We start from the raw sequence: 23,540 nt of genomic DNA, 5'->3' as shown, positions 1-23,540 counted from the left end.
CGCGACCCTAGCGAGTTCTGACCGCCGTGACCCCGCCTTGGCGTGTTCGATTCATGTCACGTCGAGCGGGAGCGCGGCGACGATCGTCGTGCCCTGGCCGGGCGGGCTGGTGAACGACAGGGTGCCGCCGACCGCCTCCGCGCGGTCGCGCAGGCCGAGCAGGCCGGTGCCGCCGGCCGGGTCGGCCCCGCCGATGCCGTCGTCGGCGATCGTGCAGCGCAAGACGGCGCCGTCCCGCGCGATGGTCACGGACGCACCGTCGGCGTCGGCGTGCTTGGCGGCGTTGGTGAGCGCCTCGGCGACGATGTAGTAGACGGTGGCCTCGAGCAGCTCCGGCAGGCGCTCCTCGATCACGCTCAGCGCGATCGGCAGCGGGAGGCGCTCGGCGAGCACCTCGAGCGCGCGACGCAGCCCGTGGTCGACGAGCAGCGCCGGGTGCAGGCCGCGGGCGATCTCCCGCAGCTCGGCGAGGCCGGCGTCCAGCTCGCGGGCCGCGTCCTCCAGCAGCTTCGGCACCGCGTCCGGGTTGCGCTGGAGCGACGCGCGGGCGACGCGCAGCTGCAGCGCGACCGAGACGAGCCGGGCCTGCGCGCCGTCGTGCAGGTTGCGCTCGAGCCGGCGGCGCTGGTCGTCGCCGGCCTTCACCAGGCGTGCGCGCGAGGCGATCAGGTCGGTGCGGGCCTGCGCCGAGGCCACGGCGAGCGACACGAGCTCGGCGAACTCGCCCAGGCGGCTCTCGGCCTCGGCGGGCAGGGCCTCCTCGCTCGCGATCGCGACCGCGCCCCAGAGCGCGCCGCCGACCACGATCGGCGCCGCGGCGGTGGACCGGTAGCCGTAGCGGAAGCGCTCCGCGGCGGTGCTCCCGCCCCAGTCGTCGATCCGGGCGGGCGCGGCCGTGCGCGCCACCTGCGCGAGCGCGGAGCCGTCGTCGAGCGGCAGGCGCGTGCCGAGGGGCAGCACCGCGGAGCTGTCGCGGTTGTGCCGGCCGACCATCTCCGCCGTGCCGTCGCCGACGTAGCGCACGACCGCGGTCGCGTTGACCTGCAGCACGCGGGCGACCTCCGCCGAGACCGACGTGAAGATCCGCTCCGGCGAGGCCTCGGACGCCACGAGCGTCGCGACGCGGCGCAGCGCCTTGTGCTCGTTCGCGACGCGCGAGACCTCGACGAGCTTGGCCTCCGGGTCGCCCTCGAGCGCGCCGTCGCGGTTGGACTCGCGGTCGGTGATGTCGATCCCGGTCGTGACGAGCCCGGTGCCGTCCAGCGGCCGGTTCGACCACGCGATCAGCCGCCGCGCGCCGTCCTTGGTCTTCCAGTGGCCGACCTGCGGGCTCGACGTGCCCGTCCGCCACACGAAGTCGAGGAAGTCGCTGAACGCCTCGCGCTCCTCCGACGGGATCACGAAGTCCTGCGCGAGCTGCCCCAGCACCTCGTTGCGGCTGTAGCCCGTCGCCCGCTCGCACGCCTCGTTGAACAGCAGGATCCGGCCCTCGCGGTCAAGGACGCAGACGAGGGATTGCGTGGTCTCGGTGAGGATCCGCGCGAAGGAGTCACCGAGCTCGAGCTCCTCCGGCGTGGGCGTGTCTTCCATGGGCGCCGCCCTCAGCCTATCCGGGTGGCGGCCGGGCGCGGAGGAGCTACGCGGCGGCGAGCTCCTCCTCGACGCGCCCGTAGAGCGTCGTGCGCTGCGCGAGCGGCCGGCCGAGCGTGGTCGTGAGCTGCGCCAGCGCGACCTCGTCCAGCGACTGCCCGTGCGAGGCGCCCGCGGCCCGCGAGATGTTCTCGTTCATCAGCGTGCCACCCGCGTCGTTGACGCCGGCCTGCAGGAGCTGGCGCAGTCCGCCCATGCCGATCTTCACCCAGGAGGCCTGGATGTTGTCGATCTGCCCGTGGTAGGCGATCCGGCCGACCGCGTGCATGAGCAGCGTCTCGCGGAAGGTCGGGCCGCGGCGCGCGCTGCGCTTGAGGTAGATCGGTGACGCCATGTGCACGAACGGGAGCGGCACGAACTCGGTGAAGCCGCCCGTCTCCTTCTGCAGGTCGCGCGTGCGCAGCATGTGGCGCGCCCAGCTGACCGGCGACTCGACCGCGCCGAACATGATCGTCACGTTCGAGCGCAGGCCGACCGAGTGCGCGATGCGGTGCGCCTCCAGCCACTGGCCGGTGTCGATCTTGTCCGGGCAGAGGATCTCCCGGATGGGGTCGTCGAGGATCTCGGCGGCGGTCCCGGGCAGCGACGACAGCCCCGCATCCTTCATCCGGCGCAGGTAGGCCTCGAGCGGCTCGCGCAGGCGGCGGGCGCCCTCGGTCACCTCGAGCGCGGTGAACCCGTGCACGTGGATGTCCGGCACCTCGTGCTTGACGGCCTTCGCGACCTGCCAGTAGAAGTCGCCGTCGAACGTCGGGTGGATGCCGCCCTGCAGGCACACCTCGGTCGCGCCGGCCTCCCAGGCCTCGCGGGCGCGGGCGGCGATCTCGTCGTGCGTGAGCAGGTACGGCTTGCCGCGCAGGTTCAGCGACAGCGGGCCCTTGGCGAACGCGCAGAACCGGCACTTGAACGTGCACAGGTTCGTGTAGTTGATGTTGCGCGTGCGGACGAACGTGACGGTGTCGCCGGACACCTCGCGGCGCAGCTCGTCGGCCGCCTGCGCGACCGCGCCGACGTCGGTCCCGCGCGCCGAGAACAGCGTGACGATCTCCTCCAGGCCGACCTCCTGCCCGGCGCGGACGCCGTCCAGCACCTCCTTGATCGCGCCGCGCGGCTCGCCCGTGAGCGGCAGCTCCATCGGCTGCGCGTCGGCGCCGGAGTACCAGGCGGTCGAGCGGCGGCCGACGAGCTGGACCTCCGCGCCGTCGGCGACGTTGGCGACGTCCTCGAAGCGCTGCGGCAGCACCGCGCCCGGGTCGTCCCGGCCGAGGCCCTCGGCGTCGGCGCGGTCGAGCGTCGCGAAGCGCAGGTCCGGGTGCACCCGGTCGATGAACTCCGGGTAGACGGCGAGGCGCGGCGCGAGCTGCTTGCCGGCGGCCTCGGTCGCCTCGCGCAGCCGCGCGAGGCTCGGCCACGGGCGCTCCGGGTTCACGAAGTCGGCGGTGACCGGGGACACGCCGCCCCAGTCGTCGATCCCCGCGTCCACCAGGCCCTGCAGGTCGCTCGCCAGGTTCGGCGGGGCCTGCACGTGCACGTCCGCCGGGAGGATCTCGCGCGCGAGGCGGATCGCGTCCAGGTGGTCCTCCTCCGGGCAGGGCGGGTGGTGGCGCATCGCCGTGCCGGGCTTGGGCAGGAAGTTCTGCACGATCACCTCCTGCACGTGGCCGTGCCGCGCGTGGCTGTCGGCGATCGCCTGCAGCGCGTCGATCCGGTCCTGCCGGTCCTCGCCGATCCCGACCAGGATGCCGGTGGTGAACGGGACCTGCAGCTCGCCCGCCCACTCCAGCGTCGCCAGCCGCCGGGCCGGGACCTTGTCCGGCGCGCCCCGATGGCACGCCAGGTCCTCGCGCAGCGACTCGATCATCATGCCCTGGCTGACGCTGACGCCCTTCAGGAGCTCCAGCTCCTCACGGCTGATCGCCCCCGCGTTGGCGTGCGGCAGCAGCCCGGTCTCCTCCACGACGAGCTTGCACATCGCCGCCAGGTACTCGACCGTGCTCGCGTACCCGTGCTCCGCCAGCCACTCGCGCGCGACCGCGTACTGCGCCTCGGGCGCCTCCCCCAACGTGAACAGCGCCTCGTGGCAGCCGGCCTCGGCACCCCGCAGCGCCACCTCCACGACCTGCTCGGGCGACATGTACGGCGCGGCCAGGTTCTTCGGCGGCTGGGCGAACGTGCAGTACCAGCACCCGTCGCGGCAGAGCTGCGTGAGCGGGATGAAGACCTTGGGCGAGAACGTGATCCGGTCAGGCATGCGTCCCCACAGCGTTGCAGGTGGGGATGATGGGCTTCGTCGAGCGGGTACGCAGCTGACCCCTCAGATCAGCAGGCGGCGATCTCGTCTGGGGTTTGCGCCGCGTCCAGGCAGTCGCTGTACGCGTCCCAGTCGGTGCTTGTGCCGCCGGCGCTGGACGTCTCGTCCTCGGCGGCGGGCGCGACGTAGTCCTCGAGGGTCACTTGTTCGTCGCCCGTCAGCCGGTCGTACTCGATGGCGGCGTAGATGCCGGCCCAGAACGTGGCGGCGATGAAGCACGTCGCCCAGAGTGCGATGGCGGGGCCGATCTTGGATCTGGCCATGAAGACGATGCCGGCGATGAAGCCCACGATCGGCAGGAACACCGCGGCCACATACCACCACACCGAGACGGTGTCAGTGAGGTTGACGCTCACCGGAACGCCTTCGGACGGAGGCCGAACCGGGGGTGCGGGAGCAGGCGAGTAGGCCGACATCAGCGCGAACGGGCAGTGAGGATCTGCTTGCGATCTGCTGCGTAGGCGGCACTGGTGGCGCTGCGCGCAGCCGACGCAGCGACAGCGCCGCCCGCCGACGCGCAGATCGCCTGGAAGTGCAGGTCGCTCACCGTGATGTTGGTGTCGTTGACCATGAAGCCGCCCACGAACGTCGTATAGGCCTTCACGAAGTTCGTCTCGGCCACAGAGCCGTAGTAGCCCGTGCCGACGACCACCTTGCCGGGCGAGCAGTTTGCCGTCACGTTCGGCGAGAACTGGCCGGGCGCGAGCGAGAAGTGGATGGACTCGACGCGCTCGACCCCGGCGAGACCGGGAGCGCCGGGAGGACCGGCCGGCCCAGCCGGCCCCGCGGGGCCGGTGGCGCCCGTGAAGCCGTCGCCGCCTGTGAGGTTGTCCTTCACGGCGGAGCTGAGCTGGGCCGTCCCGATCGCTCCACGCTTTATGTCCTTTGCCTGAATCGTCCCGTCCTTGATCTGCGCGCTCGTGATCTGCGACGCGGCGATCGCACTGCCTCCCATCCCCAACACGACGGCGATCGTTCCCAGCCAGACGCCAGGACGTTTGAGAGCCTGCATACGAGTTCCTCCCCATGACCATCGATCGGCCTATCTCGATCGCTATAGAAAGCCTACGCATATGCGACGTCTCCACAAACCGTCGATCGTCTAGGTCGATCATCCATGCTTCCGCGAGCTGCCGGTGCGTCCGTACCGCGTGCGGGAGACGCTCAGCTCAGTGCTTCGGTGACGGCCGTCGGGCCGTCGAAGCGGTCCTTGCTCGACGAGCGCAGCGCTTCGACCAGTTACCGCAGCCGGACCGGCGACACGCCGACCTCAGCGCGCATGACGTGGAACGGGCGCTCGCGGCGGTCCTCCCCGCCCTGGTAGTCGTCCTGCAGGTGGAGCTGATTGACGGTGAAGTAGATGAAGCCGTCGGCGGCCACCGCGAGCGTGTCGACGAAGCGGAGGCCCGCGTCGCGCACGACGGCCTCCCAGTCGCCGCCGGGCGTGCGGCGGAGGATCGCGCCCTGCTCGTAGTTGGTGGCGAAGAGCGAGCCGTCGGCGCCCGACTCGAGGCCGTCCGAGGCGCCCTTCTCCCCGTGGTCCTCGACCGTGTTGGAGGCGTCGCCGGCGATCAGCGCCTCGACCGACGCGCTGTACAGGCGGCGGCCCGCGAGCGGGCAGTAGTAGAGGCGCTCGCCGTCGTGGGAGATCGCGATGCCGTCGCTCGCCATCGCCAGCTCGGGCAGCGGCTGCCCTTCGATCACCGCGAGGTAGCCGTCGGTGATCCGCGTGCTGGGGTGGTCGTGCAGGGCGCGGTGGCAGCGGCCGCTGCCCAGGTCGACGACGATGATCCCGCCCGGCCCTTCGCCGATCGAGGAGTCGGTGATGAACGCGTAGCCGGCGTCGCCGCGCCGCAGGTCGAAGCGGATGTCGTTCAGGTACGTCGTCTCGAGCGCGACGTCGGGCGGGACGACGATCGTGTGGTCGATCGCGTTGGTCTCGAGGTCGACCCGCACGAGCTTCGCGCCGCCCTCGACGCGGGGCTGCAGCTCGATCGAGCCCGTGTCGAGCAGCCACAGCTTCCCGGCGGGGTCGATCACGACGCTCTGGACGGACACGAGCGTCTCACGCGGGCGGTCCGGGTCGAAGACGTTGACCTCCGCGTCCGGGAACGGGACCTCCTTCCCGTCGCGCAGCTCGGCGACCGTGAAGTCGACCTTGTCGCCCCAGCGCGGATAGCAGACGAAGATCCGCCCGTCGTCGGCCACGGTCACCCCGGTCGGCATCTGGTCGTGGAACTCGAAGACGATCTCGGGCTGGCTCATCACCAGGCGCTACCCCGGGTAGGCCCGCAGTCATGCCCCTGAGCAAGAAGGACCTCCCGGGGACGCTGCAGCGCTCCCCGGAGAAGGTGCAGAAGGCCTACAGCGAGACGCTCGACAGCGCCGAGGAGCAGTACGACGGCGACGAGGAGCGGGCGCACCGGACGGCGTGGGCGGCGGTCAAGCACATCGCCGAGAAGAAGGGCGACCACTGGGAGCTCAAGGACGAGTACGGGCCGTCGGACCCGCAGGCCGCGCGGGGCGGCGCCGCGGCGCGTGACCGCCCGCGGGAGACGGCCGGAGGCGTGGACGCCAACAAGACGAAGGCCGAGCTCGAGCAGGACGCGCGTGAGGCGGACATCCCCGGCCGGTCGAAGATGACCAAGGACGAGCTGGTCGACGCGCTCCAGCGCTACAACGATCGCGAGTCGGCTAGAGCGCGCGGAGGATGAACGCCTGCACCGGCTCGGCCTTGCCCTTGATCGCGAGCGGCGGCAGCGGCTCGACGTCCGCCGCGTCCGGGAGGTGGTCCCGGGTCGTCCCGGCGATCACGACCTCGCCCGGGCGCGCCTGCCCCTCTAGCCGTGAGCCCAGGTTGACGGTGTCGCCGAAGACGCCGTGGATCCGGTGCCCGCGGTCGCCGACGACGCCGGCGAGCACCGGGCCGGTGTTCACGCCGCAGCGGAAGCGCGGCCAGCCGGGCCGCCGGATCGCCTCGGCGCGGCGTTGCAGCTCCAGCGCGGCGCGGGCGCCGCGCAACGCGTGGTCCGGGTGGTCGCCGCGCTTGTTGAAGATCGCGAAGATCTGGTCGCCGACGAAGTCCTGGACCTCGCCGTCGAAGTCGTCGACGAGCATCGGGGCGAGCTCGCCGAAGTAGGCGACCAGCATCGCGTGGACGGCTTCCGGGCCGTTGGCCTCGGAGAACGGCGTGAAGCCGCTCAGGTCCGCGAACAGGACGGTGACCTCGCGGTGTCCGGCGAGCGTCTCGTCGAGGTAGAGCGCGCTGAAGCGCTCCTCGAACCACTCGCGCTGCGCCGCGGCGGCGATCGTGAAGAAGCTGATCGCCATCAGCAGGTGCCACTCCCACCAGCTGAGCTGCCAGCTCGTGGTCAGCGAGAGCAGGACGATCACGAGTGCCTCGGCCAGCAGCGCGAACGCGAACGCGATCGCGAACGCCAGCCCGGAGCCGCGGCGCGTCGCGATCCGGAAGTACTGCACCGCCGCGAATCCGTAGCTGGCCACGCCGAGCAGCGCGAACACCCCGAGCGCAGCCTCCGCGTCCTCGGGCGTGACCGTGGACCGCAGCGGGGGCAGGTCCGCGAGCGACAGCAGCGCCCACAGCGCCAGCAGCCCCAGCACCGCGGCGAGGAGCGCCCGCGCGTGCCGGACGATCGCCAGCGCCGTGCGCAGCGGGTACTCGACCGCGCTGGCCGCCGCCAGCAGCCCCGCGACCACGAGCCCCACCGGCGTCGCCAGCACGAACCCCGCGTTGCCCTTCTCCAGCAGCACCCCGGGCGTCGCCAGCGCGTGCAGCCCGAGGAAGCCGGCGCTGGCCAGGAACGCGAGCCCGATCAGCAGCAGCCGCGCATCCTTGCGGCGCCGCCCGGCCTCGCTGACCGCGATCGCGAGCCCCGCGTTCACCACGCCCGCGACCAGCACGATCCAGAAGTGCGCGGGCTGGTCCTCCCAGCGCGCGTCCACCGACGGGGCGGCGCGGAGCAGCACGATCAACGCGATCGGCAGCGCCAGCGCGGTGACGATGCGGACGGGCACGGGCGCCAACCTAAAGGGGTCAGACCCCTTTAGGTTCCTTTATGTACGAGATGAGCTCCAGCAGCGAGCCGTCGGGGTCGCGGAAGTAGACGCTCGTGCCCTCGCCGCGGGCGCCGTGGCGGGTGACCGGGCCGTCCTCGATGGCCACGCCGTGACGCTCGAGGTGGGCGACGGCGTCCTCCGGCGCGCCGTCCCAGACGAAGCAGAGGTCGCTGTTGCCCGGCATCACCGGCAGCCGGGCGACGAGCGTGCCGACGTCCACGCCCGGTCCGTGCACGTTCAGCTGCGTGTCGCCGAACCGGTACGCGACACGGCCGGAGCCACCTTCCACGACCTCCGCGCCGAGGACGTCGCGGTAGAAGGCGTTCGAGGTCTCCCAGTCGGAGATGTGGATGACGCAGTGGTCGAGCCGGATCATGCGCATAGGCTTTCAGCCGATGCACGGCAAACGCGACGTGATCGTCCACGGGACCGACCCGTACAACGCGGAGACCGAGCGCGACGCGCTGGCGGCCGGGCCGCTCACGGCCACGTCGGCGTTCTACGTGCGCAACCACGGCGACGTGCCCGAGCCGGCGGATTGGCGACTGCGCGTCGACGGCCAGCTCGAGCGCCCGCTGGACCTGTCGCTCGCGACGCTGCGCGAGGCGCTCCCCGAGCACACCGTGACCGCCACGCTCCAGTGCGCGGGCAACCGGCGCGCCGGCCTGATCGCGATCCGCGACATCCCGGGCGAGGCGCCCTGGGGCCCGGGCGCGACCGGCACGGCCACCTGGACCGGCGTGCGTCTCGCGGACGTGCTCGCCCTCGCCCGGCCGCTCCCGGGCGCCCGCCACGTCGGCTTCGAGGGCGCCGACCTGAGCCCGGAGGCCAAGCCGCCGCAGCCCTTCGGCGGCTCGATCCCGCTCGAGAAGGCCACCCGCCCCGAGGTGCTGCTGGCCTGGGCGATGAACGGCGAGCCGCTCGAGCCGGTGCACGGCGCGCCGCTGCGCGTGGTCGTGCCGGGCTACATCGGCGCACGGAGCGTCAAGTGGCTCAACCGGATCGAGCTGCGGAGCACGCCGTGGAAGGGCTACTTCCAGGACGTCGTCTACCGGCTGCTTCCGGAGGACGACACGCCCGCCCCGGGCCGCGGCCTCCCCCTCGGGCTCGTCGCCTTGAACGCGGACATCCTGTCGGCGACGCCGACCGAGGTCCGCGGCTACGCGTTCGCCGGCGGCGAGCGCTTCGTCACCCGCGTGGACGTGTCCGTCGACGGCGGCACCACCTGGACGCAGGCCGAGCTGCTCGACGACCTCGGCCCCTGGGCCTGGCGCCACTGGCGCCTCCCGCTGGACCTCCCGCCGGGAGAGCACGAGCTCATCGTCCGCGCCTGGGACTCGTCCGCCGCGACCCAACCGGAGGACGAGGCGGGCCTCTGGAACCCGAAGGGCTACGTCAACAACGCCCGCCCGCGCCTCACCCTCGACGTACCTCGACCAACCTAAAGGGGTCAGACCCCTTTAGGTTGCTTTAGGTTGCGATGACGAGCGCGCTGCGGTGCGGGACGAGCACCGTGCCGCGGACGACCATGCGTTCCGGGCGCGGGTGCACGGCCTTCAGGCGCGGGAGGAGCGGCGGGATCGCGCGCAGCTGGGCGCGGGCCAGCGGCTCCCCCACGCAGCGGCGGACGCCGCCGCCGAACGGCATGTAGAGCGGGTGCTCGTAGTCGCGGTCGAGGCGGAAGGCGTGCGGGTCCGGGAACGCGTCCGGGTCGCGGTGGGCGAGCAGCGACGACAGCGCGCGCGTCTCTCCGTCGACCTCGCGTAGGGCGGCTGACGCCGAGGGGCGCAGCCGCAGCGTCTCGTCGACGAACGCGCCGTCGATCGCTCCCCCGCGCCGCGCCCACTCGTAGCCGACGTTGGCCAGCGCGATCGCCGGCGGCTCCTGGCCGGCCGCCACCACCACGATCGCCCGGTCGGCGTCCAGCCCGTGGCGCTCCAGCACCGCGCGCAACGGTGCGGCGCGCCAATGGAAGACGGGATCCAGCGACGCCGGGACGGGCAGCGGCGGGTTGCCCGGCGTGCGCAGCATCCGCCGCACCGCGCCGACGAAGTCCGGGTCGTCGAGGCCGAGGATCAGCCGACCGAAGACGTCGGTCGCGATGTCGCGCATCTTCTCCAGCAGCCGGAACGGCCGCCCGCGCGGCCAGCCGGCGATGTGGCGCTCGGCGATCGCCGCGATCGCGTCCTCGGAGAGGTCGCGGAAGCGCGGCTCCCACCAGGCGCGCTCGCTGCGGTGCTCGGCGCCGTCGGCGCCGAACAGCGAGCGGTGGGAGGCAAGCGGGAGCACGGCTCGCCTGGCCGCACCGGCGTTCGCGTCCGCCATGAGCGAAGCGTCGGACACGAACACGATTGGCTTGGTGATGCGGAGGGTGAACCGCGGGCCGTAGCGGGCACGGGCGCGCAGCAGCACGCCCAGCGGGTCACGGTGGTAGGCGACGGCCTGCGCCAGGGCAGGCAGCTCCGGCCCTGGCGGCAGCGTCATCCTTCGCCGGACCCCGGCTCCGCCATCTTGCGGTGCAGCTCGGCCTTGGCGCTGTCGGGCAGCAGGCGCGAGCCGCGGCCTTGCAGCTTCGTGGACAGGGACGCGGACTCGACGCGCTCCTTGCCCGCCATCAGCGCCTCGAACCCGTCCTTGGCGACATCCGCCGGGTCGTCCTTGTCCCCCGAGCCGACCTTCGTGTCGAGCATGTCGGCCCGTTCGAAGAACTCGGTGTCGGTCGGCCCCGGCATCAACGACGTGACGCTGACGTTGGTGTCCTTGAGCTCGTTGCGCAGCGCGATCGCGAACGACTGCACGAACGACTTGGAGGCGTTGTAGACGGCCTGGAACGCGCCCGGCATGGTCGAGGCGATCGAGGACGTGAACAGGATCCGCCCCTCGTCTCGCGCGACCATGTCCTTGACGACGTGCTTGGCCAGGTGCACGGTCGAGCGCACGTTGAGGTCGATCAGCTTGAGCTCGTCCTGCAGGTCGGTGTCGGTGGCGAACGCGCCGCCCGCGCCGATGCCCGCGTTGAGCGCGATCGCGTCGACCTTGCGGCCGGCGAGCCGCCCGTAGAGCTCGTCGACGCCCTCGTCGGTCGCGAGGTCGACCTGCACCGCCTCGGCGGCGAGCTCGGTCCCGACGCGGTTGATGGCGTCGTCCTCCGCCGCGACGATCAGGTCGAAGCCGTGGTTGGCGAACTGCTTCGCGAGCTCGTATCCGATGCCGCTCGACGCGCCGGTGACGACGGCGAGCGGACGTTGTGTGGTCGTGGCCATAGCTAGAGGCGCCTCCCGACGCCGGTGAGGAGCTCCTTCACGCGCAGCGGGCCGCCGGCGTGGGGCTTCAGCGGCGGCGTGTCGAGCCCGCTCGTCTCGCGCATGCCCGCGAGCACCTCGCGCAGCGCGTCCTCGGAGTCCACGGTCGGCGTCCATCCGAGGTGGGTCCGGGCGCGCGTGGTGTCCATGATCGGCACCGCGAGCCCCATGTCCACCCAGCCCGGCGGTGAGGGCTGCAGGCGCGCCTGCCAGGCCAGCCCGGCGAGCGTGCGCAGCGGCCGCTCGGGCACGCGGATCCGGCGCGCGCCGAGCACCTTGGCGATCCGGTCCGGGGTGAGCACGGGGTCGGCGGCGACGTTGTAGGCGCCCTCGGCCTGCGGTTCGAGCGCGGCGAGCCGGTAGGCGTCGCCGACGTCCCGCGAGTGCACGGCCTGCACGACCAGCCTGTCGGGCAGCGGCAGCACCGGGATGCGGCCCGGCTTGAGCAGCGCGGTCGGCACGAGCGGGCCGGCGAACAGCCGCCGGATCTCGGGTCCCGCCTCGCGCTTGAAGATCAGCCCGGGGCGCAGCCGGACGATCCGCGTGCCGCGGCCTTCCAGCGCGTCCAGCGCGTGCTCGCAGGCGGCCTTGTGGCGGGCGTAGAAGAGCGAGTCGACGCCCTCGCGCGGATAGGTCTCGTCCACCGGGACGTCCTTCGGGCCGGGCGAGTAGACGCCGATCGAGGACGCGTGCACGAGCACCTCGACGCCGGCCGCGAGCGCGGCGTCGAACACGCGCCGTGAGCCGCGCACGTTCACCCGCTCGAGCTCGGCCCCGTCACGGCTCGGCTGGATGAGCCACGCGAGGTGGATGACCGCGTGCGCGCCCTCGAAGGCCGAACGCAGGTCGTCGGCGGCCACGTCGGCGGACACCCAGCGCACCTTCGGCGGCGTCCAGTTCGGGATCCGCCGCGCGATGCCGACGATCTCCCCCACCCGCTCGTCCTTGCCCAGCGCCTCGAGGACGCTGGTCCCGACGTTTCCAGTCGCGCCCGTGACCACCACTCTGCGGCTCATCTGTAGGCCCTACCCAGCCTGGGTAGCCGAACCATCAATGAAGGCATTGACTTGGCACGGCGTGCACGACGTGCGCGTCGACACCGTTCCCGACCCGACCATCGAGCACCCGACCGACGCGATCATCAAGGTCACGTCGACCGGCATCTGCGGCTCCGACCTCCACCTGTACGAGGTGCTCGGGCCCTACCTCGACGCCGGTGACATCCTCGGCCACGAGCCGATGGGGATCGTCGAGGAGGTGGGCGCCGAGGTCACGCACATCAAGCCCGGCGACCGCGTCGTGATCCCCTTCAACATCTCGTGCGGGCACTGCTTCATGTGTGGCACCGGCCTGCAGTCGCAGTGCGAGACGACGCAGGTGCGCGAGTACGACACGGGCGCCGCGCTGCTCGGCTACACGAAGCTCTACGGCCAGGTGCCCGGCGGCCAGGCCGAGTACCTGCGCGTGCCGCAGGCCCAGTACGGACCGATCGTCGTGCCCGAGGGCCCGTCCGACGACCGCTTCGTCTACCTCTCGGACGTGCTGCCGACCGCCTGGCAGGCCGTCAAGTACGCCGACGTGCCGGAGAAGAACAAGACCGTGCTGGTGCTCGGCCTCGGGCCGATCGGCGAGATGTGCACCCGGATCGCCCAGCACCTGGGCGCGGAGACCGTGATCGGCCTGGACCTCGTGCCCGAGCGGATCACGCGGGCGCGCGCGCACGGCGTCGAGGCGATCTCGATCGAGGACCACGATGACGTGCCCGGCTTCGTCCGCGAGCTCACCGGCGGCCGCGGGCCGGACGCCGTGATCGACGCGGTCGGCATGGAGGCGCACGGCGCGCCGATCGGCAAGCTCGCGCACCGCATGGTCGGCCTGCTGCCGGACTTCGCCGCCCGCAAGGTGATGGAGACCGCCGGCATCGACCGGCTCGCGGCGCTGCACCTGGCGATCGCGCTCGTCCGCCGCGGCGGCACGATCTCGCTCTCAGGCGTCTACGGCGGCGCGGCCGACCCGATGCCGATGCTGCAGATGTTCGACAAGCAGATCACGATGCGGATGGGCCAGGCCAACGTGAAGCGGTGGATCGACGACATCCTGCCGCTGCTGACCGGCGACGAGGACCCGCTCGGCGTCGACACCTACGCCACCCATCACATGAAGCTCGAGGACGCCCCGCACGGCTACGAGATCTTCCAGAAGAAGCAGGACGGAGCGTTCAAGGTCGTGCTGAACCCGCACGCCGCCTAGCTAGCGGGCGGCGAACTTCCCCAGCTTCTTCGGCGAGTCCGCGGCGGTGATGTCCATGCCGTCGCGGATCTGCCGCACCAAGCCGATCAGCACCTTGCCGGGGCCGAGCTCGAGGTAGGTGTCGACCCCCTCGTCGGCGAGCGTGTTGACGCAGTCGACCCAGCGGACCGGGCTCGAGATCTGGGCGAGCAGGGCGTCCTTGATGCCGTCGGCGGTGGTGACGAGCTCACCGGTCGCGTTCGACACGATCGGGACCGACGGGTCGGAGAAGGTCACCTCAGCCATCTTGGCCGCCATCTGCTCGCGCACGGGGACCATCGCCTCGCTGTGGAACGCAGCGCCGACCTGCAGCTTGACGGCGCGCTGCGCGCCCGCCTCGGGCGCGGCTTCGACGAGCTTGTCGATCGCGTCCAGGTCGCCGGAGACGACGATCTGCGCGGGCGTGTTGAAGTTCGCGGGCGCGACGCGGCCGTCGATCGAGTCGCACAGCTCCGCGACCTTGTCCGCCTCGAGGCCGAGCACCGCGGCCATGCCGCCGGGAACCTCGCTCTGGGCCTTCGCCATCAACGCGCCGCGCGCGGACACGAGCTTGATCCCGTCCTCCGGGCTGAGCGCCCCGGCCACCACCGCCGCCGTGTACTCGCCGAGGGAGTGGCCGGCGGCGTAGTCGGGCGTGATGCCCGACTCGCGCGCGAGGTCGGCCATCGCCAGCGCGACGCAGAATAGCGCGGGCTGCGCCACGTCCGTCGCGGTCAGCTCCTCGATCGGCCCTTCCAGGCACAGCTTCCGGATCGGCTTGCCGGACGCCGCCTCAGCCGCCTCGAAGTACGGTTCGAGCAGGTCCGGCCGCTCCTGGAGCAGGTCGCTGCCCATGCCGACCTTCTGAGAGCCCTGGCCAGGCAGCAAGAACACAAGCTTTCCCATGCGGGCGAGTCTTGCGCGGAATCGTCCGGTGCGGGGTGCCGTGCGTGGCGATTACCCCGCATCGGGGGGTGAAAGCACCTCGCGCATCGTGATCGGCGGGCGGCCGAGCAGGCGTTCGAGCGTCGGGTCGGTCGCCGCGAACTCGCCGTTGCGGCTCGCCCGGAACATGCCGATGGCGATCTCCACCCGCCAGTCGGGCACGCCCCGCTCGCGCATGCTCGCGGCGTACGCCTCGTCGCTGACGACGACGCGCTCGATCGGCGTGCCGTGGATGTCCGAGGCGAGCTCCGCCAGGTCGGCGAAGTCGAGCGCCTCGGTGGCGGTCAGCGGTGGCGTCGAGCCGTCGAAGCCGCCGTCGGTGAGGATGCGCGCGGCCGCCGCGGCGAGGTCGGCGTGCGCGGTCCAGGACACCGGACCGTCCGCGGGCGCGACGAGCCGCCCGGTCTCGACCGCGTTGCCCATGAACAGGGGGGCGGAGGCCGCGTAGAAGCCGTTGCGGAGGGCCGTGAACGGCACGCCGGACGCTTCGAGCAGCCGCTCGGAGGTGGCGTGGCTCGGCATCGGCGGGAACGGCGACGCCGGGTTGGCGCCCATGTGGCTCGTGTACAGGATGCGCCGCGCCCCGGCCCGCACGGCGGCGTCGATGGCCGCCCGGTGCCGGCGTTCCGCCTCGTCCCCGACTGCCGCCGCCGAGATGATCAGGACCTGGTCGGCGCCCGCGAACGCGTCGAGCAGCGTGTCGGGCTCGGTGAAGTCGCCGCGGCGGACCCGCACGCCGCGGGCGGCAAGGTCCTCGGCGGCCGCGGGGTCGCGGACGCTCACGGCGAGCTGGTCGGCCGGCAGGCGGTCGGCGATCGCGCGGCCGAGCTGGCCGTTGGCTCCGGTGATGACGATCATTCGTTGCTCCCTTGATATCGGCGATACGGTAATCGTGTTATCAACGATAGTAGCGCCGCTAACATCTCCCCCATGGACGACATCCGCGACCGGATCGTGGCCGCGGCGGCCGACCTGCTCGCGACGGGCGGTCGTGACGCGGTGACCACCCGTGCGGTCGGCGCGGCCGCGGGCGTGCAGGCGCCGACGATCTACCGCCACTTCGGCGACATGCGTGGCCTGCTCGACGCGGTCGCCGAGCACGGCTTCGCCACCCACCTGAGCGGCAAGGGCTGGCACGTTGCCAGCACCGACCCCGTCGAGAACCTCCGCGCGGGCTGGGACCTCCACGTCGAGTTCGGCCTCTCGAACCCGGACCTCTACGCGCTGATGTACGGCAACCCCCGCCCTGCCGCGTCCGCCGCCGCGGCCAAGGCCCGCTCGATCCTGTCCGCCCACGTGCGCGCGATCGCCGCCGCCGGCCGCCTGCGCGTGGCCGAGGACTACGCCGTGCACGTGATCCACGCGACCGGCTCGGGCACCGTCTTCGCCCTGCTCGAGCAGCCGGAAGACGAGCGCGACCTCGTGGCCGCGGCGATCACGCGCGACGCGGCGCTCGCGGCGATCACGACGGACGCGCCGGCCGTCGCGGCCCCGGGGCCCGCGGCGGCGGCGAACGCGCTGCGCGCGGTGCTCGGTGAGGCCGAGGCACTGAGCGCGGGTGAGCGCGCGTTGCTGGACGAGTGGCTCGGGCGGCTCGTGCGCGCGGGGTGACCGGGCGCGGCGGCGAGGGAGCTCAGCGCGAGTCGCGCGGGTGGACTCTCGTCGCATCGGGGGCGCACCGGCGGCGTGGAGCTCAGCGCGCGACGCACTCCGGTGCGCTGCTACGTCCGGGGAGCACACCGTCGGGCGTCGCGTCAAGAACCCCGTGCGCGAGCGGTGGCGGCGCCGCGGGGCGGTGGTCACGGGCTTCTTGGCCCGCCGCGGCCGGCGTGCTCTGGGCTGGTCAGGCCGGCTGGGGCCGGCGAGCCCCGCGCGGGCCCAGAGCGCACACCACGCGAGCGATGCCTTAGTCAACCTCTGGTGGTCCAACTGAACGCTCGCGTGGCACGGACGGGCGCGCGGCCCGCGCCCGGGCGCAATCCGGCGCAGCCGCTCACCCGCACAAGAGCGCTCCCGCCGCGGCGGGTCAAGCGACTCGCCCGCGAAGCGACCGAGTCGCTTGACGCGACGCCCGACGGTGTGCTCCCCGACGCGACGAAGGCCCGCCGCGCGCCACCCGAGCTGAGCTCCACGCGCCAGCCGTCAGCCCGGCACGGCTGCGGCGATCCCCGCCGCGTACTCCACCGTCGTCGGTGGCCGCTCGCCCGGCTCCTTGGCCAGGCCGGCCAGCACCGCCCACGCCATCGGCGCCGGCACCGAGGCCGGGAGCGGCGGCGGCTCTTCCTGGATGTGGGCCCACAGGACGCCCATGCCGGTCTTGGCGGCGAACGGGGCCGACCCGGAAAGCGCCGTGTACAGCACGCAGGCCAACCCGTAGACGTCGGTCTGCGGGCCGACCTCCTCGGCGCGGATCTGCTCGGGAGCCATGTAGTCGAGCGAGCCGACGGCCTGGCCCGGTCGTGTCAAGGCGCTGGCCTGGGAGTCCTTGGCGAGGCCGAAGTCGATGACATGGGCGACGTCTTCCTCGTCGAGGAGGATGTTGCCGGGCTTGACGTCGCGGTGGACCAGGCCGACCGCGTGGATGGCGTGCAAGGCGCCGCCGACCTCGACGGCCATGCGCGCGGTCTCCGCGGGGGTCAGTGGGCCGGTCGCGTCGAGGCGGTCCTGCAGCGAGCCGCCGCGGACGAACGCCTGGGCGAGGAAGGGCGCGCCCTCATGCTCGCCGACGTCGAGGACCGGGACGACGTTGGGGTGGTCGATCCGCTGGGCCATGCGGGCCTCGCGCTCGAAGCGCTTGCGGGTGAGGTCGTCGCGAGCGAGGTCGGCCTTGAGGAGCTTCAGCGCGACCGCCTCGCCGTGCGGGCCAAGCGCGAGGTAGACGGTGCCCATGCCGCCATGGGCGATCGTGCCGCGAACCTGGTACGGCCCGATGCGCGTGCCCGGCGCGTGCTCGATCAATGGGTCGATGTCGGTGACTCTAAGGCATCGAGGAGCGGCTTCAGGCGCGCGACCAGCATCGCGATGCCCGCGGCCTCGGCCTCGCGGTAGGCGGTGCCGACCAGCTCGCGGGCCCGCTCGGCGTCGGCCGGCGTCCCGCGGGCGAGCAGTCGCTGCGCGTATTCGACCCGGATGAACGGGATCAGTGGCAGCACGCCGCGGTCCGCGTTCAGGGCCAGCGCGGCCTCGAAGTGCTCGGCGGCCGCGTCGACGTCGCCGAACGTCGCCGCGAGCAGGCCGAGGAACCGCTCGGCGCTGCCGAAGCATGCGGCCTGGGTGACCTGCACCATCCGGTCGCGGTAGGGCAGGAGCGCCGCGTGCAGCTCGCGCGCGCGCTCGACGTCCCCGATGTGCGAGCACGCCTCGCCCAGCACGCACATGGCGGTGAACCAGAACATGTCGCGCGGGACGGCCGCGAACCCGTCCTCGGCGAGCTCCTCGAACGCGGCCATGCCCTCCTCGCGCTCACCGTTGAGCAGGTGCGCCAAGGGCAGCACGGCGCGCCACGCCACCAACGCGGGATGGCGTTCGACGAACGTCTCGACCGTCGACACGTACTCGGCCAGGCGGTCCTCGCGGCGGCGCAGCGTCAACAGCTGCGCGGCGTAGATCGTGTCCGCGTCGCGCGCGCCGGCGCGCTGGCCCAGCTCGTGCGCCTCCCGTGCGAGCCGCTCGGCCTCGGTCACGCGCCCGCTCATCTGCGCCCAGACGACCTCCCAGCCGCCCGCGAAGTGCCGGTAGAGCGGCTGGCGGAGCGCCACCGCGAGCTTGGTCAGCGCCTCGTGCTCGGCCAGCGCGGCCGCGGTCGAGCCGGCCTCGAGCAGGTCGTAGATGGACCAGTGGCGGCCGAGCGCCTCCAGCTCGCGCACGCCGATCCGCTCGGCCAGCGCGAGGATCTCCTCGTCCAGGCGCAGCCGCTCGTCCAGGTGCGACACGTGCAGCAGCGCCGCGTGCCGACTCTGCAGCGCCGCCACCTGCGCCTCCGGGTCGGAGATCCGGCGTGCCATCTCCAGCGCGGCCAGGCTCAGCGCGAACGTCCGCTCGGACGCGTCCGCGAAGTGCAGGGAGTCCGCCAGCCGCGCGCGCACGCGGACGCCGAGCGGCGAGTCGCCCTCCCCCAGCGCCTCGAGCGCCTCCTCGAGCAGCGCGATCCCGTCGCGGTCGACGATCCCCGCCTCCGCGTGGCGGCCGGCGAAGCCCAGCGCGGCCCGCGCGAGCGCGTCCGGCCCGACGGAACGCCGGGCCAGCATCGCCGCGCGCGCGAACGTGTCCCGCGCGGAGCCGTGCCCACTGCGCGCCTCGGCGCTCCCCAGCGCCAGCAGCAGCTCGCACCGCCGCTCCGCCGGCAGGTCGCCGTCCAGCGCGCGCCGGTAGTGCGCCGCGGCCTGCTCCCACGAGAGCATCGCCGCCGCCTGCTCGGCGGCCGCGACCGCGTAGTCGCTCGCGCGGCCCTCCCGGTCCAGGTGCCGGCTCTCGAGGTAGTGATGGGCGAGCTCGGCGGGCGGCGCGGCGAACCGCGGCCCGAGCACCTCGAGCGCCTGCGCGATCGCGTAGTGCGCCCGCACCCGGCGCGACGCGCTCTGCTCCTCGTAGAGCGCCTCGCGGATCAGCGCGTGCGCGAACACGAAGCGGTCGACGTCGTCCTCGACCTCGCGGATCAGCCCCGCGCCGATCGCGGCCTCGAGCGCCGAGATGAGCCGCTCGACTGGCTCGTCGACCAGCGCTTCGAGCACCTCCAGGCGGAACTCGCGCCCCACGACGGACGCGACCGTGACCACGCGCCCGGTCAGCTCGTCCAGCCGCGCGAGGCGCCGCGCGATCATCGCCTTCACGCCTTCGGGAACGCCGAGGTCACCACCGCGCAGCAGCTCCTCGATGAAGAACGGGTTGCCGTCGGTGTCCGCGTGCAGGCGGGCGATGACGTCGTCGCTGACGTCGCCGCCCTCGCGCGCCATCACCAGCGCGAACGTCTCCGCCTCGTCCAGCCCGCCCAGCGCGATCTGCTCCATCGACGGCGTGCGCCGCAGGCGCGCGAGCAGGTCCAGGAGCTCGTTGCCCAGCTCCTCCGAGTCGCGCATCGTCGCGACGACGAGCAGCTGCACCGGCTCCGGGTCCTGGAGCATGTGCGCGAGCAGGAGCACGGTCGACGCGTCGGCCCACTGGACGTCGTCGAGGATCAGCACCACCGGGTGCTCGCGGGCGACGAACGCCAGCAGCCGCGTGACCGCCGCGAACAGCCGGTACCGGTCCACCTCCGGCTCGTCCTCGATCGGCGCGCGCTCCGGCGCGTGGCGGCGCAGCGCCGGGATGAAGCGGCCGAGCTCGGCCAGGTCCGGCATCAGCTCAGGCGGGAAGTACAGCGTCTGGCGGTGCGCGACCCGGTGCTGGATGGCCGTGATGAACGGCTGGTAGGGCACGAGCGACTCCGCGTCCGAGCGCCCGAAGAGGACGGTCGCGCCGCCCGCGTGCGCCTCGCGTGCGAGCTCGGATGCGAGCCGCGTCTTGCCGATCCCCGGCTCGCCGGAGATGAGCACGAACTGGCGCGTGCCCTCCGAGGCGGCCGTGTAGCGCGCTCGCAACCGCGCCATCGGCTCCGCGCGGCCGACGAAGCTGCCGCCGCCGACCTCGCTCGAGAGCGCCGGCGGAAGCGGGATCGCGGTCACGCGGTCGCCGCTGCGGGTGTCCTCGCTCACGACCGTGAGGTCGCCGGGCAGCGTCGGCCGCGCGGACACGCCGCGGATCGCCGCCGCCAGCTCACCCGCGTCCTGGAAGCGGTTCGCGGGATCCTTGGCCATCGCGCGGGCGACGATCTCCGACAGCACCGGCCCGACGTCGTCGGTGAGCACGTCCAGGCGCGGCGGCGGCGCCTGCAGGTGCGCGTACATCTTGGCCGCGTCCGACTCCGCCGGGTACGGGACGCGGCCGCTGAGCGCCTGATAGAGCACGCAGCCGAGCGCGTAGACGTCCGTGCGCGCGTCGACCGTGCCCGCGTCGAACTGCTCGGGGGCCGCGTAGTCGAGCGTGCCGACGAACACGCCCTCGCGCGTCAACGGCTCGTCGCCGACGTGCTTGGTGAGCCCGAAGTCGCCCAGCAGCGCGGAGCCGTCCGTGTCCAGCAGGATGTTCGCGGGCTTGACGTCCCGGTGGACGAGGCCGGCGGCGTGCGCGGCCTGCAGCCCGTCCGCGACGTGCTTGACGATCCGCAGCGCGTCGTCGACCGGCAGCCGCCCGCGGGCCATCAGCGCCCGTGAGAGGTCCGTGCCCTCGACGAAGCGCATCGTCACGTACAGCTGCCCGTCCTCCTCGCCCGCGTGGTAGATCGGGACCACGCGCGGGTGCTGCAGCGACGCGGCCGTCTCGCACTCGCGCTGGAAGCGCGTCCGGAACTCGGGCGAGGCCGACAGCTCGCCGCCGATCACCTTCAACGCGACCTCGCGCTTGAGCGCCAGATGCACGGCGCGGTAGACCACGCCCATGCCTCCACGCCCGGCGACCCCCCGGATGATGTGATCGGCGAACGTCGAGCCGACGGCGAGCTCGGGCATTGAGTGGAAGGATGGCACCCATGCTCGTCAAGGCACTGATGCCGATCGCCGAACGACTGCAGCGCCGCTTCGGGTGGCAGCGGCTTCCGTACCCGCTCGGGCTCGCGACGCTGGTCGGGCTGCGGGAGCGGCTGCGTGAGCGCAACCTCTACGACACCGGCGTGCCGGCCGTCACCGAGCCGGAGCCCGCCGTCGCGCGGGAGGAGCGGCTCCCCGACGGCACGTACAACGACCGCGGCGAGCCGGGCATGGGCAGCATCCGCGCCCCGTTCGGGCGCAACGGCCCGGCGCTTCCGGACCCGGAACCGCTCGGCGCGCCGCACCCGCGGGAGGTCAGCGACGCGCTGATGGTCCGCCGCGCCTTCTTGCCCGCGAGCCACCTCAACGTGCTCGCCGCCGCCTGGCTGCAGTTCGAGGTCCACGACTGGCTCAGCCACGCGAAGGAGCCCTCGATCGGCGACTGGATGCTCGAGGAGGACATGCCGCTGCCCAAGGCGATCCCGGTGCCGGACAGCGCCCCCACGAGCTTCCTCTCCCGCGAGACGCACTGGTGGGACGCGTCGCAGCTGTACGGCGCGCGCGAGCCGTACATGTCCGACATCCAGACCGGTGACGGCGGCATCCTCGTCGACGACGCGCTGCTGATCCAGATCGAGGAGGAGGCCAAGACGTTCAACGCGCCCGAGGCGAGCCTCTGGGTCGGCCTGGCGCTGCTGCAGATCCTCTTCGCGCGCGAGCACAACGCGATCGTCGGCCGGTTGCGCGAGGTGTACCCGCACTGGCGCACGGACCGCCTCTACGCGAAGGCCCGGCTGATCAACAGCGCGCTGATGGCGAAGATCCACACCGTCGAGTGGACGCCCGCGATCATCGGCCACCCCACGACCGAGCGCGCGATCAAGGCCACGTGGTGGGGGCTGCTCGGTGCGAACGCCCGTCGTCGCCACGGCCGGATCGGCGCCAGCGAGGTGCTGTCCGGCATCCCGGGTTCGCGCACGGACCACCACGGCGTGCCCTACGCGCTCACCGAGGAGTTCGTGACCGTCTACCGGCTGCACCCGCTGATGCCGGACGACTACACGTTCGGGCCGCACACCTTCAACCTCCGCGAGCTGGCGCTCCAGCCCGGCCGGATCAGCCAGCCGCGGGACCGCATCAACGAGGTCGGCGGCGTCGCGAGCGCCCTTCGAGCGCTCGGCACCCAGCCGCCCGGGCAGATCGAGCTGTTCAACTACCCGGAGACGATGCGCCGGTGGGAGCGGATCGGCGGCCTGCCCCCGATCGACCTCGCGGCCGCCGACATCGTGCGCGCGCGTGAGACGGGCGTCCCGCGGTACACGGCGTTCCGCCAGCTGCTGCGGATGCCGGTCCCGACGACGTTCGAGGAGCTCGCGGGCGGCGACGCGAAGACCGCCGCCGCCATCCGCGACCTGTACGGCGGCGACCTCGATGCCGTCGACGCCGTCGTCGGGCTCTACGCCGAGCCCAAGCCGCGCGGCTTCGCGTTCAGCGAGACCGCGTTCCGCATCTTCCTGCTGATGGCCTCACGCCGGCTGCAGAGCGACCGGTTCTTCACCGACGCGTACACCCCGGAGACCTACACGCCGGTCGGGCTGCGCTGGATCGAGGAGACGACGATGGGCGACGTGCTGCGCCGCCACTACCCGGAGCTGGCGCCGGCCGCGAACCCGTTCAAGACCTGGCCGGCCAGTACGGGCCCTTGAGCAGCGACTCGAGCTTCTGCGTGGTGTTCTCGGTCACGGGCAGCCCGTGGCCGGTGAGCACGATCTTCGGCTCGAGCGACACGATCTTCTGCAGTGACCGCTGGTAGCGCGCCTCATCGAGGTTGAACCCCGGCCAGCCGGCGTCGAGCTTCGGCCAGGTCGCGACGGCGTCGCCCACGGCCAGCACGCCGCGCTCGCGCCAGAGGAAGGAGACGCTGCCGGGCGTGTGGCCCTGCGTCTGGATCACCTCGAGCGGGCCGATCCGCTGGCCGTCGACGTCATGCAGCAGCGCGTCGACCGGGCAGCCGCGGTGCGCGTCGTAGTTGATCAGCGACCCGATCCGCATCGGGTAGATCGTCAGCGGCCGCAGTGGGCGGAACGGCATCGGCTGCGCCATCCGGTGGCCGGCGACGATGTCCGCCTCCCACGCGTGCGCGTGGATGGTCATCCGCGGGTTGAGCCGCTTGAGCGCCGCCACCGCGCCCAGGTGCGACCGGTGCGCGTGCGTGAGCGCGAGGTCGGTGATGTCGGCCGGCGTGCGCCCGATCCGCCACAGGTACTCGAGGATCCGGTGCCCGTCGTGCTCGTACCCGGCGTCGACCAGGACGAGCCCGCCGCTCTCGTCGTCGATCAGGTAGCACTGCGCGTAGCCGCCGAGCTTCCAGCCCTTGCGGGTCGGCCCGATCCGATGGACGCCCTTCGCGATCTCCACGACGCGCGA

The 23,540-nt window shown here is 72.8% G+C and carries 20 protein-coding genes; 5 read left to right on the top strand and 15 right to left on the bottom strand.

Annotated elements, in window-relative coordinates:
• Nucleotides 1-51 precede the first annotated feature (51 nt).
• The 5 genes from C8N24_RS23615 to C8N24_RS23595 all read right to left on the bottom strand — a co-directional run bounded on the left by C8N24_RS23615 (nt 52) and on the right by C8N24_RS23595 (nt 6,226).
• A complete protein-coding gene (locus tag C8N24_RS23615) occupies nt 52-1,590 on the bottom strand; it encodes a PAS domain S-box protein (protein ID WP_121254761.1) in 1,539 nt (512 codons plus the stop codon).
• Nucleotides 1,591-1,636: 46 nt separating this feature from the next.
• Nucleotides 1,637-3,901 carry a 5-amino-6-(D-ribitylamino)uracil--L-tyrosine 4-hydroxyphenyl transferase CofH gene (cofH, locus tag C8N24_RS23610; RefSeq protein ID WP_121254759.1) on the bottom strand — a complete coding sequence of 755 codons (2,265 nt, stop codon included), beginning with the start codon at nt 3,899-3,901 and terminating at the stop codon, nt 1,637-1,639.
• A gap of 68 nt (nt 3,902-3,969) precedes the next feature.
• Nucleotides 3,970-4,317, bottom strand: coding sequence for a hypothetical protein (locus C8N24_RS23605; protein WP_121254756.1), 348 nt, complete (start codon nt 4,315-4,317; stop codon nt 3,970-3,972).
• Between the two features lie 59 nt (nt 4,318-4,376).
• On the bottom strand, nt 4,377-4,973 hold the full coding sequence (locus C8N24_RS23600) for a hypothetical protein (protein WP_147447951.1): 597 nt from the start codon (nt 4,971-4,973) through the stop codon (nt 4,377-4,379).
• 227 nt (nt 4,974-5,200) lie between these two features.
• Nucleotides 5,201-6,226 (bottom strand): L-dopachrome tautomerase-related protein, encoded by a 1,026-nt coding sequence (locus tag C8N24_RS23595; RefSeq protein ID WP_121254752.1) that lies wholly within the window; start codon nt 6,224-6,226, stop codon nt 5,201-5,203.
• A 32-nt stretch (nt 6,227-6,258) separates the two neighbouring features.
• On the opposite strand from C8N24_RS23595, the gene C8N24_RS23590 reads away from it, so the two are divergent.
• Nucleotides 6,259-6,675 carry a ChaB family protein gene (locus tag C8N24_RS23590; protein WP_121254750.1) on the top strand — a complete coding sequence of 139 codons (417 nt, stop codon included), beginning with the start codon at nt 6,259-6,261 and terminating at the stop codon, nt 6,673-6,675.
• On the opposite strand, the gene C8N24_RS23585 is transcribed toward C8N24_RS23590, so the two are convergent.
• Together C8N24_RS23585 and C8N24_RS23580 are read right to left on the bottom strand one after the other, a co-directional pair.
• The gene (locus C8N24_RS23585; protein ID WP_121254748.1) at nt 6,656-7,996 is read right to left on the bottom strand and encodes an adenylate/guanylate cyclase domain-containing protein; all 1,341 of its coding nucleotides are present in this window, start codon (nt 7,994-7,996) and stop codon (nt 6,656-6,658) included. The genes C8N24_RS23590 and C8N24_RS23585 overlap by 20 nt on opposite strands.
• A gap of 19 nt (nt 7,997-8,015) precedes the next feature.
• On the bottom strand, nt 8,016-8,414 hold the full coding sequence (locus tag C8N24_RS23580) for a VOC family protein (protein ID WP_211340125.1): 399 nt from the start codon (nt 8,412-8,414) through the stop codon (nt 8,016-8,018).
• 19 nt (nt 8,415-8,433) lie between these two features.
• Between C8N24_RS23580 and C8N24_RS23575 the strand changes: the two genes are divergently transcribed.
• Nucleotides 8,434-9,483 (top strand): sulfite oxidase, encoded by a 1,050-nt coding sequence (locus C8N24_RS23575; protein ID WP_121254744.1) that lies wholly within the window; start codon nt 8,434-8,436, stop codon nt 9,481-9,483.
• 25 nt (nt 9,484-9,508) lie between these two features.
• Here C8N24_RS23575 and C8N24_RS34775 read toward each other — a convergent pair whose 3' ends face one another.
• Genes C8N24_RS34775 through C8N24_RS23560 form a run of 3 tightly spaced genes read right to left on the bottom strand, consistent with a single transcriptional unit; the run spans nt 9,509 to nt 12,356 of the window.
• Nucleotides 9,509-10,522 carry a cytochrome P450 gene (locus C8N24_RS34775; RefSeq protein WP_211340124.1) on the bottom strand — a complete coding sequence of 338 codons (1,014 nt, stop codon included), beginning with the start codon at nt 10,520-10,522 and terminating at the stop codon, nt 9,509-9,511.
• On the bottom strand, nt 10,519-11,301 hold the full coding sequence (locus tag C8N24_RS23565) for an SDR family NAD(P)-dependent oxidoreductase (RefSeq protein WP_121254742.1): 783 nt from the start codon (nt 11,299-11,301) through the stop codon (nt 10,519-10,521). The genes C8N24_RS34775 and C8N24_RS23565 overlap by 4 nt, the downstream gene beginning before the upstream one ends.
• 2 nt (nt 11,302-11,303) lie before the next feature.
• Nucleotides 11,304-12,356 carry an NAD-dependent epimerase/dehydratase family protein gene (locus tag C8N24_RS23560; protein ID WP_121254740.1) on the bottom strand — a complete coding sequence of 351 codons (1,053 nt, stop codon included), beginning with the start codon at nt 12,354-12,356 and terminating at the stop codon, nt 11,304-11,306.
• Nucleotides 12,357-12,393: 37 nt separating this feature from the next.
• Here C8N24_RS23560 and C8N24_RS23555 point away from each other — a divergent pair, with 37 nt between their 5' ends.
• Entirely contained in the window at nt 12,394-13,590 is a 1,197-nt protein-coding gene (locus C8N24_RS23555; protein WP_121254738.1) for a zinc-dependent alcohol dehydrogenase, read from the top strand.
• Here C8N24_RS23555 and fabD read toward each other — a convergent pair whose 3' ends face one another.
• Both fabD and C8N24_RS23545 read right to left on the bottom strand, forming a co-directional pair.
• Entirely contained in the window at nt 13,591-14,514 is a 924-nt protein-coding gene (gene fabD / locus C8N24_RS23550; RefSeq protein WP_121254736.1) for an ACP S-malonyltransferase, read from the bottom strand.
• Nucleotides 14,515-14,565: 51 nt separating this feature from the next.
• Complete coding sequence (locus tag C8N24_RS23545; RefSeq protein WP_121254734.1) at nt 14,566-15,411, bottom strand: SDR family oxidoreductase; 846 nt, start codon at nt 15,409-15,411, stop codon at nt 14,566-14,568.
• A 72-nt stretch (nt 15,412-15,483) separates the two neighbouring features.
• On the opposite strand from C8N24_RS23545, the gene C8N24_RS23540 reads away from it, so the two are divergent.
• Nucleotides 15,484-16,164 (top strand): TetR/AcrR family transcriptional regulator, encoded by a 681-nt coding sequence (locus C8N24_RS23540; protein WP_121254732.1) that lies wholly within the window; start codon nt 15,484-15,486, stop codon nt 16,162-16,164.
• A 531-nt stretch (nt 16,165-16,695) separates the two neighbouring features.
• Here C8N24_RS23540 and C8N24_RS23535 read toward each other — a convergent pair.
• Complete coding sequence (locus tag C8N24_RS23535; protein ID WP_170179354.1) at nt 16,696-17,511, bottom strand: serine/threonine-protein kinase; 816 nt, start codon at nt 17,509-17,511, stop codon at nt 16,696-16,698.
• Nucleotides 17,508-21,095, bottom strand: coding sequence for a serine/threonine-protein kinase (locus C8N24_RS23530; RefSeq protein WP_121254730.1), 3,588 nt, complete (start codon nt 21,093-21,095; stop codon nt 17,508-17,510). The genes C8N24_RS23535 and C8N24_RS23530 overlap by 4 nt, the downstream gene beginning before the upstream one ends.
• Nucleotides 21,096-21,115: 20 nt before the next feature.
• Between C8N24_RS23530 and C8N24_RS23525 the strand changes: the two genes are divergently transcribed.
• Complete coding sequence (locus tag C8N24_RS23525) at nt 21,116-22,819, top strand: peroxidase family protein (protein ID WP_211340123.1); 1,704 nt, start codon at nt 21,116-21,118, stop codon at nt 22,817-22,819.
• On the opposite strand, the gene C8N24_RS23520 is transcribed toward C8N24_RS23525, so the two are convergent.
• On the bottom strand, nt 22,788-23,531 hold the full coding sequence (locus tag C8N24_RS23520; protein ID WP_170179353.1) for an MBL fold metallo-hydrolase: 744 nt from the start codon (nt 23,529-23,531) through the stop codon (nt 22,788-22,790). The genes C8N24_RS23525 and C8N24_RS23520 overlap by 32 nt on opposite strands.
• Nucleotides 23,532-23,540: the final 9 nt, after the last annotated feature.

This window comes from Solirubrobacter pauli, assembly GCF_003633755.1.
Classification (GTDB): Bacteria; Actinomycetota; Thermoleophilia; order Solirubrobacterales; family Solirubrobacteraceae; genus Solirubrobacter; species Solirubrobacter pauli.
This window is presented reverse-complemented; position numbering and strand designations above follow the sequence as displayed.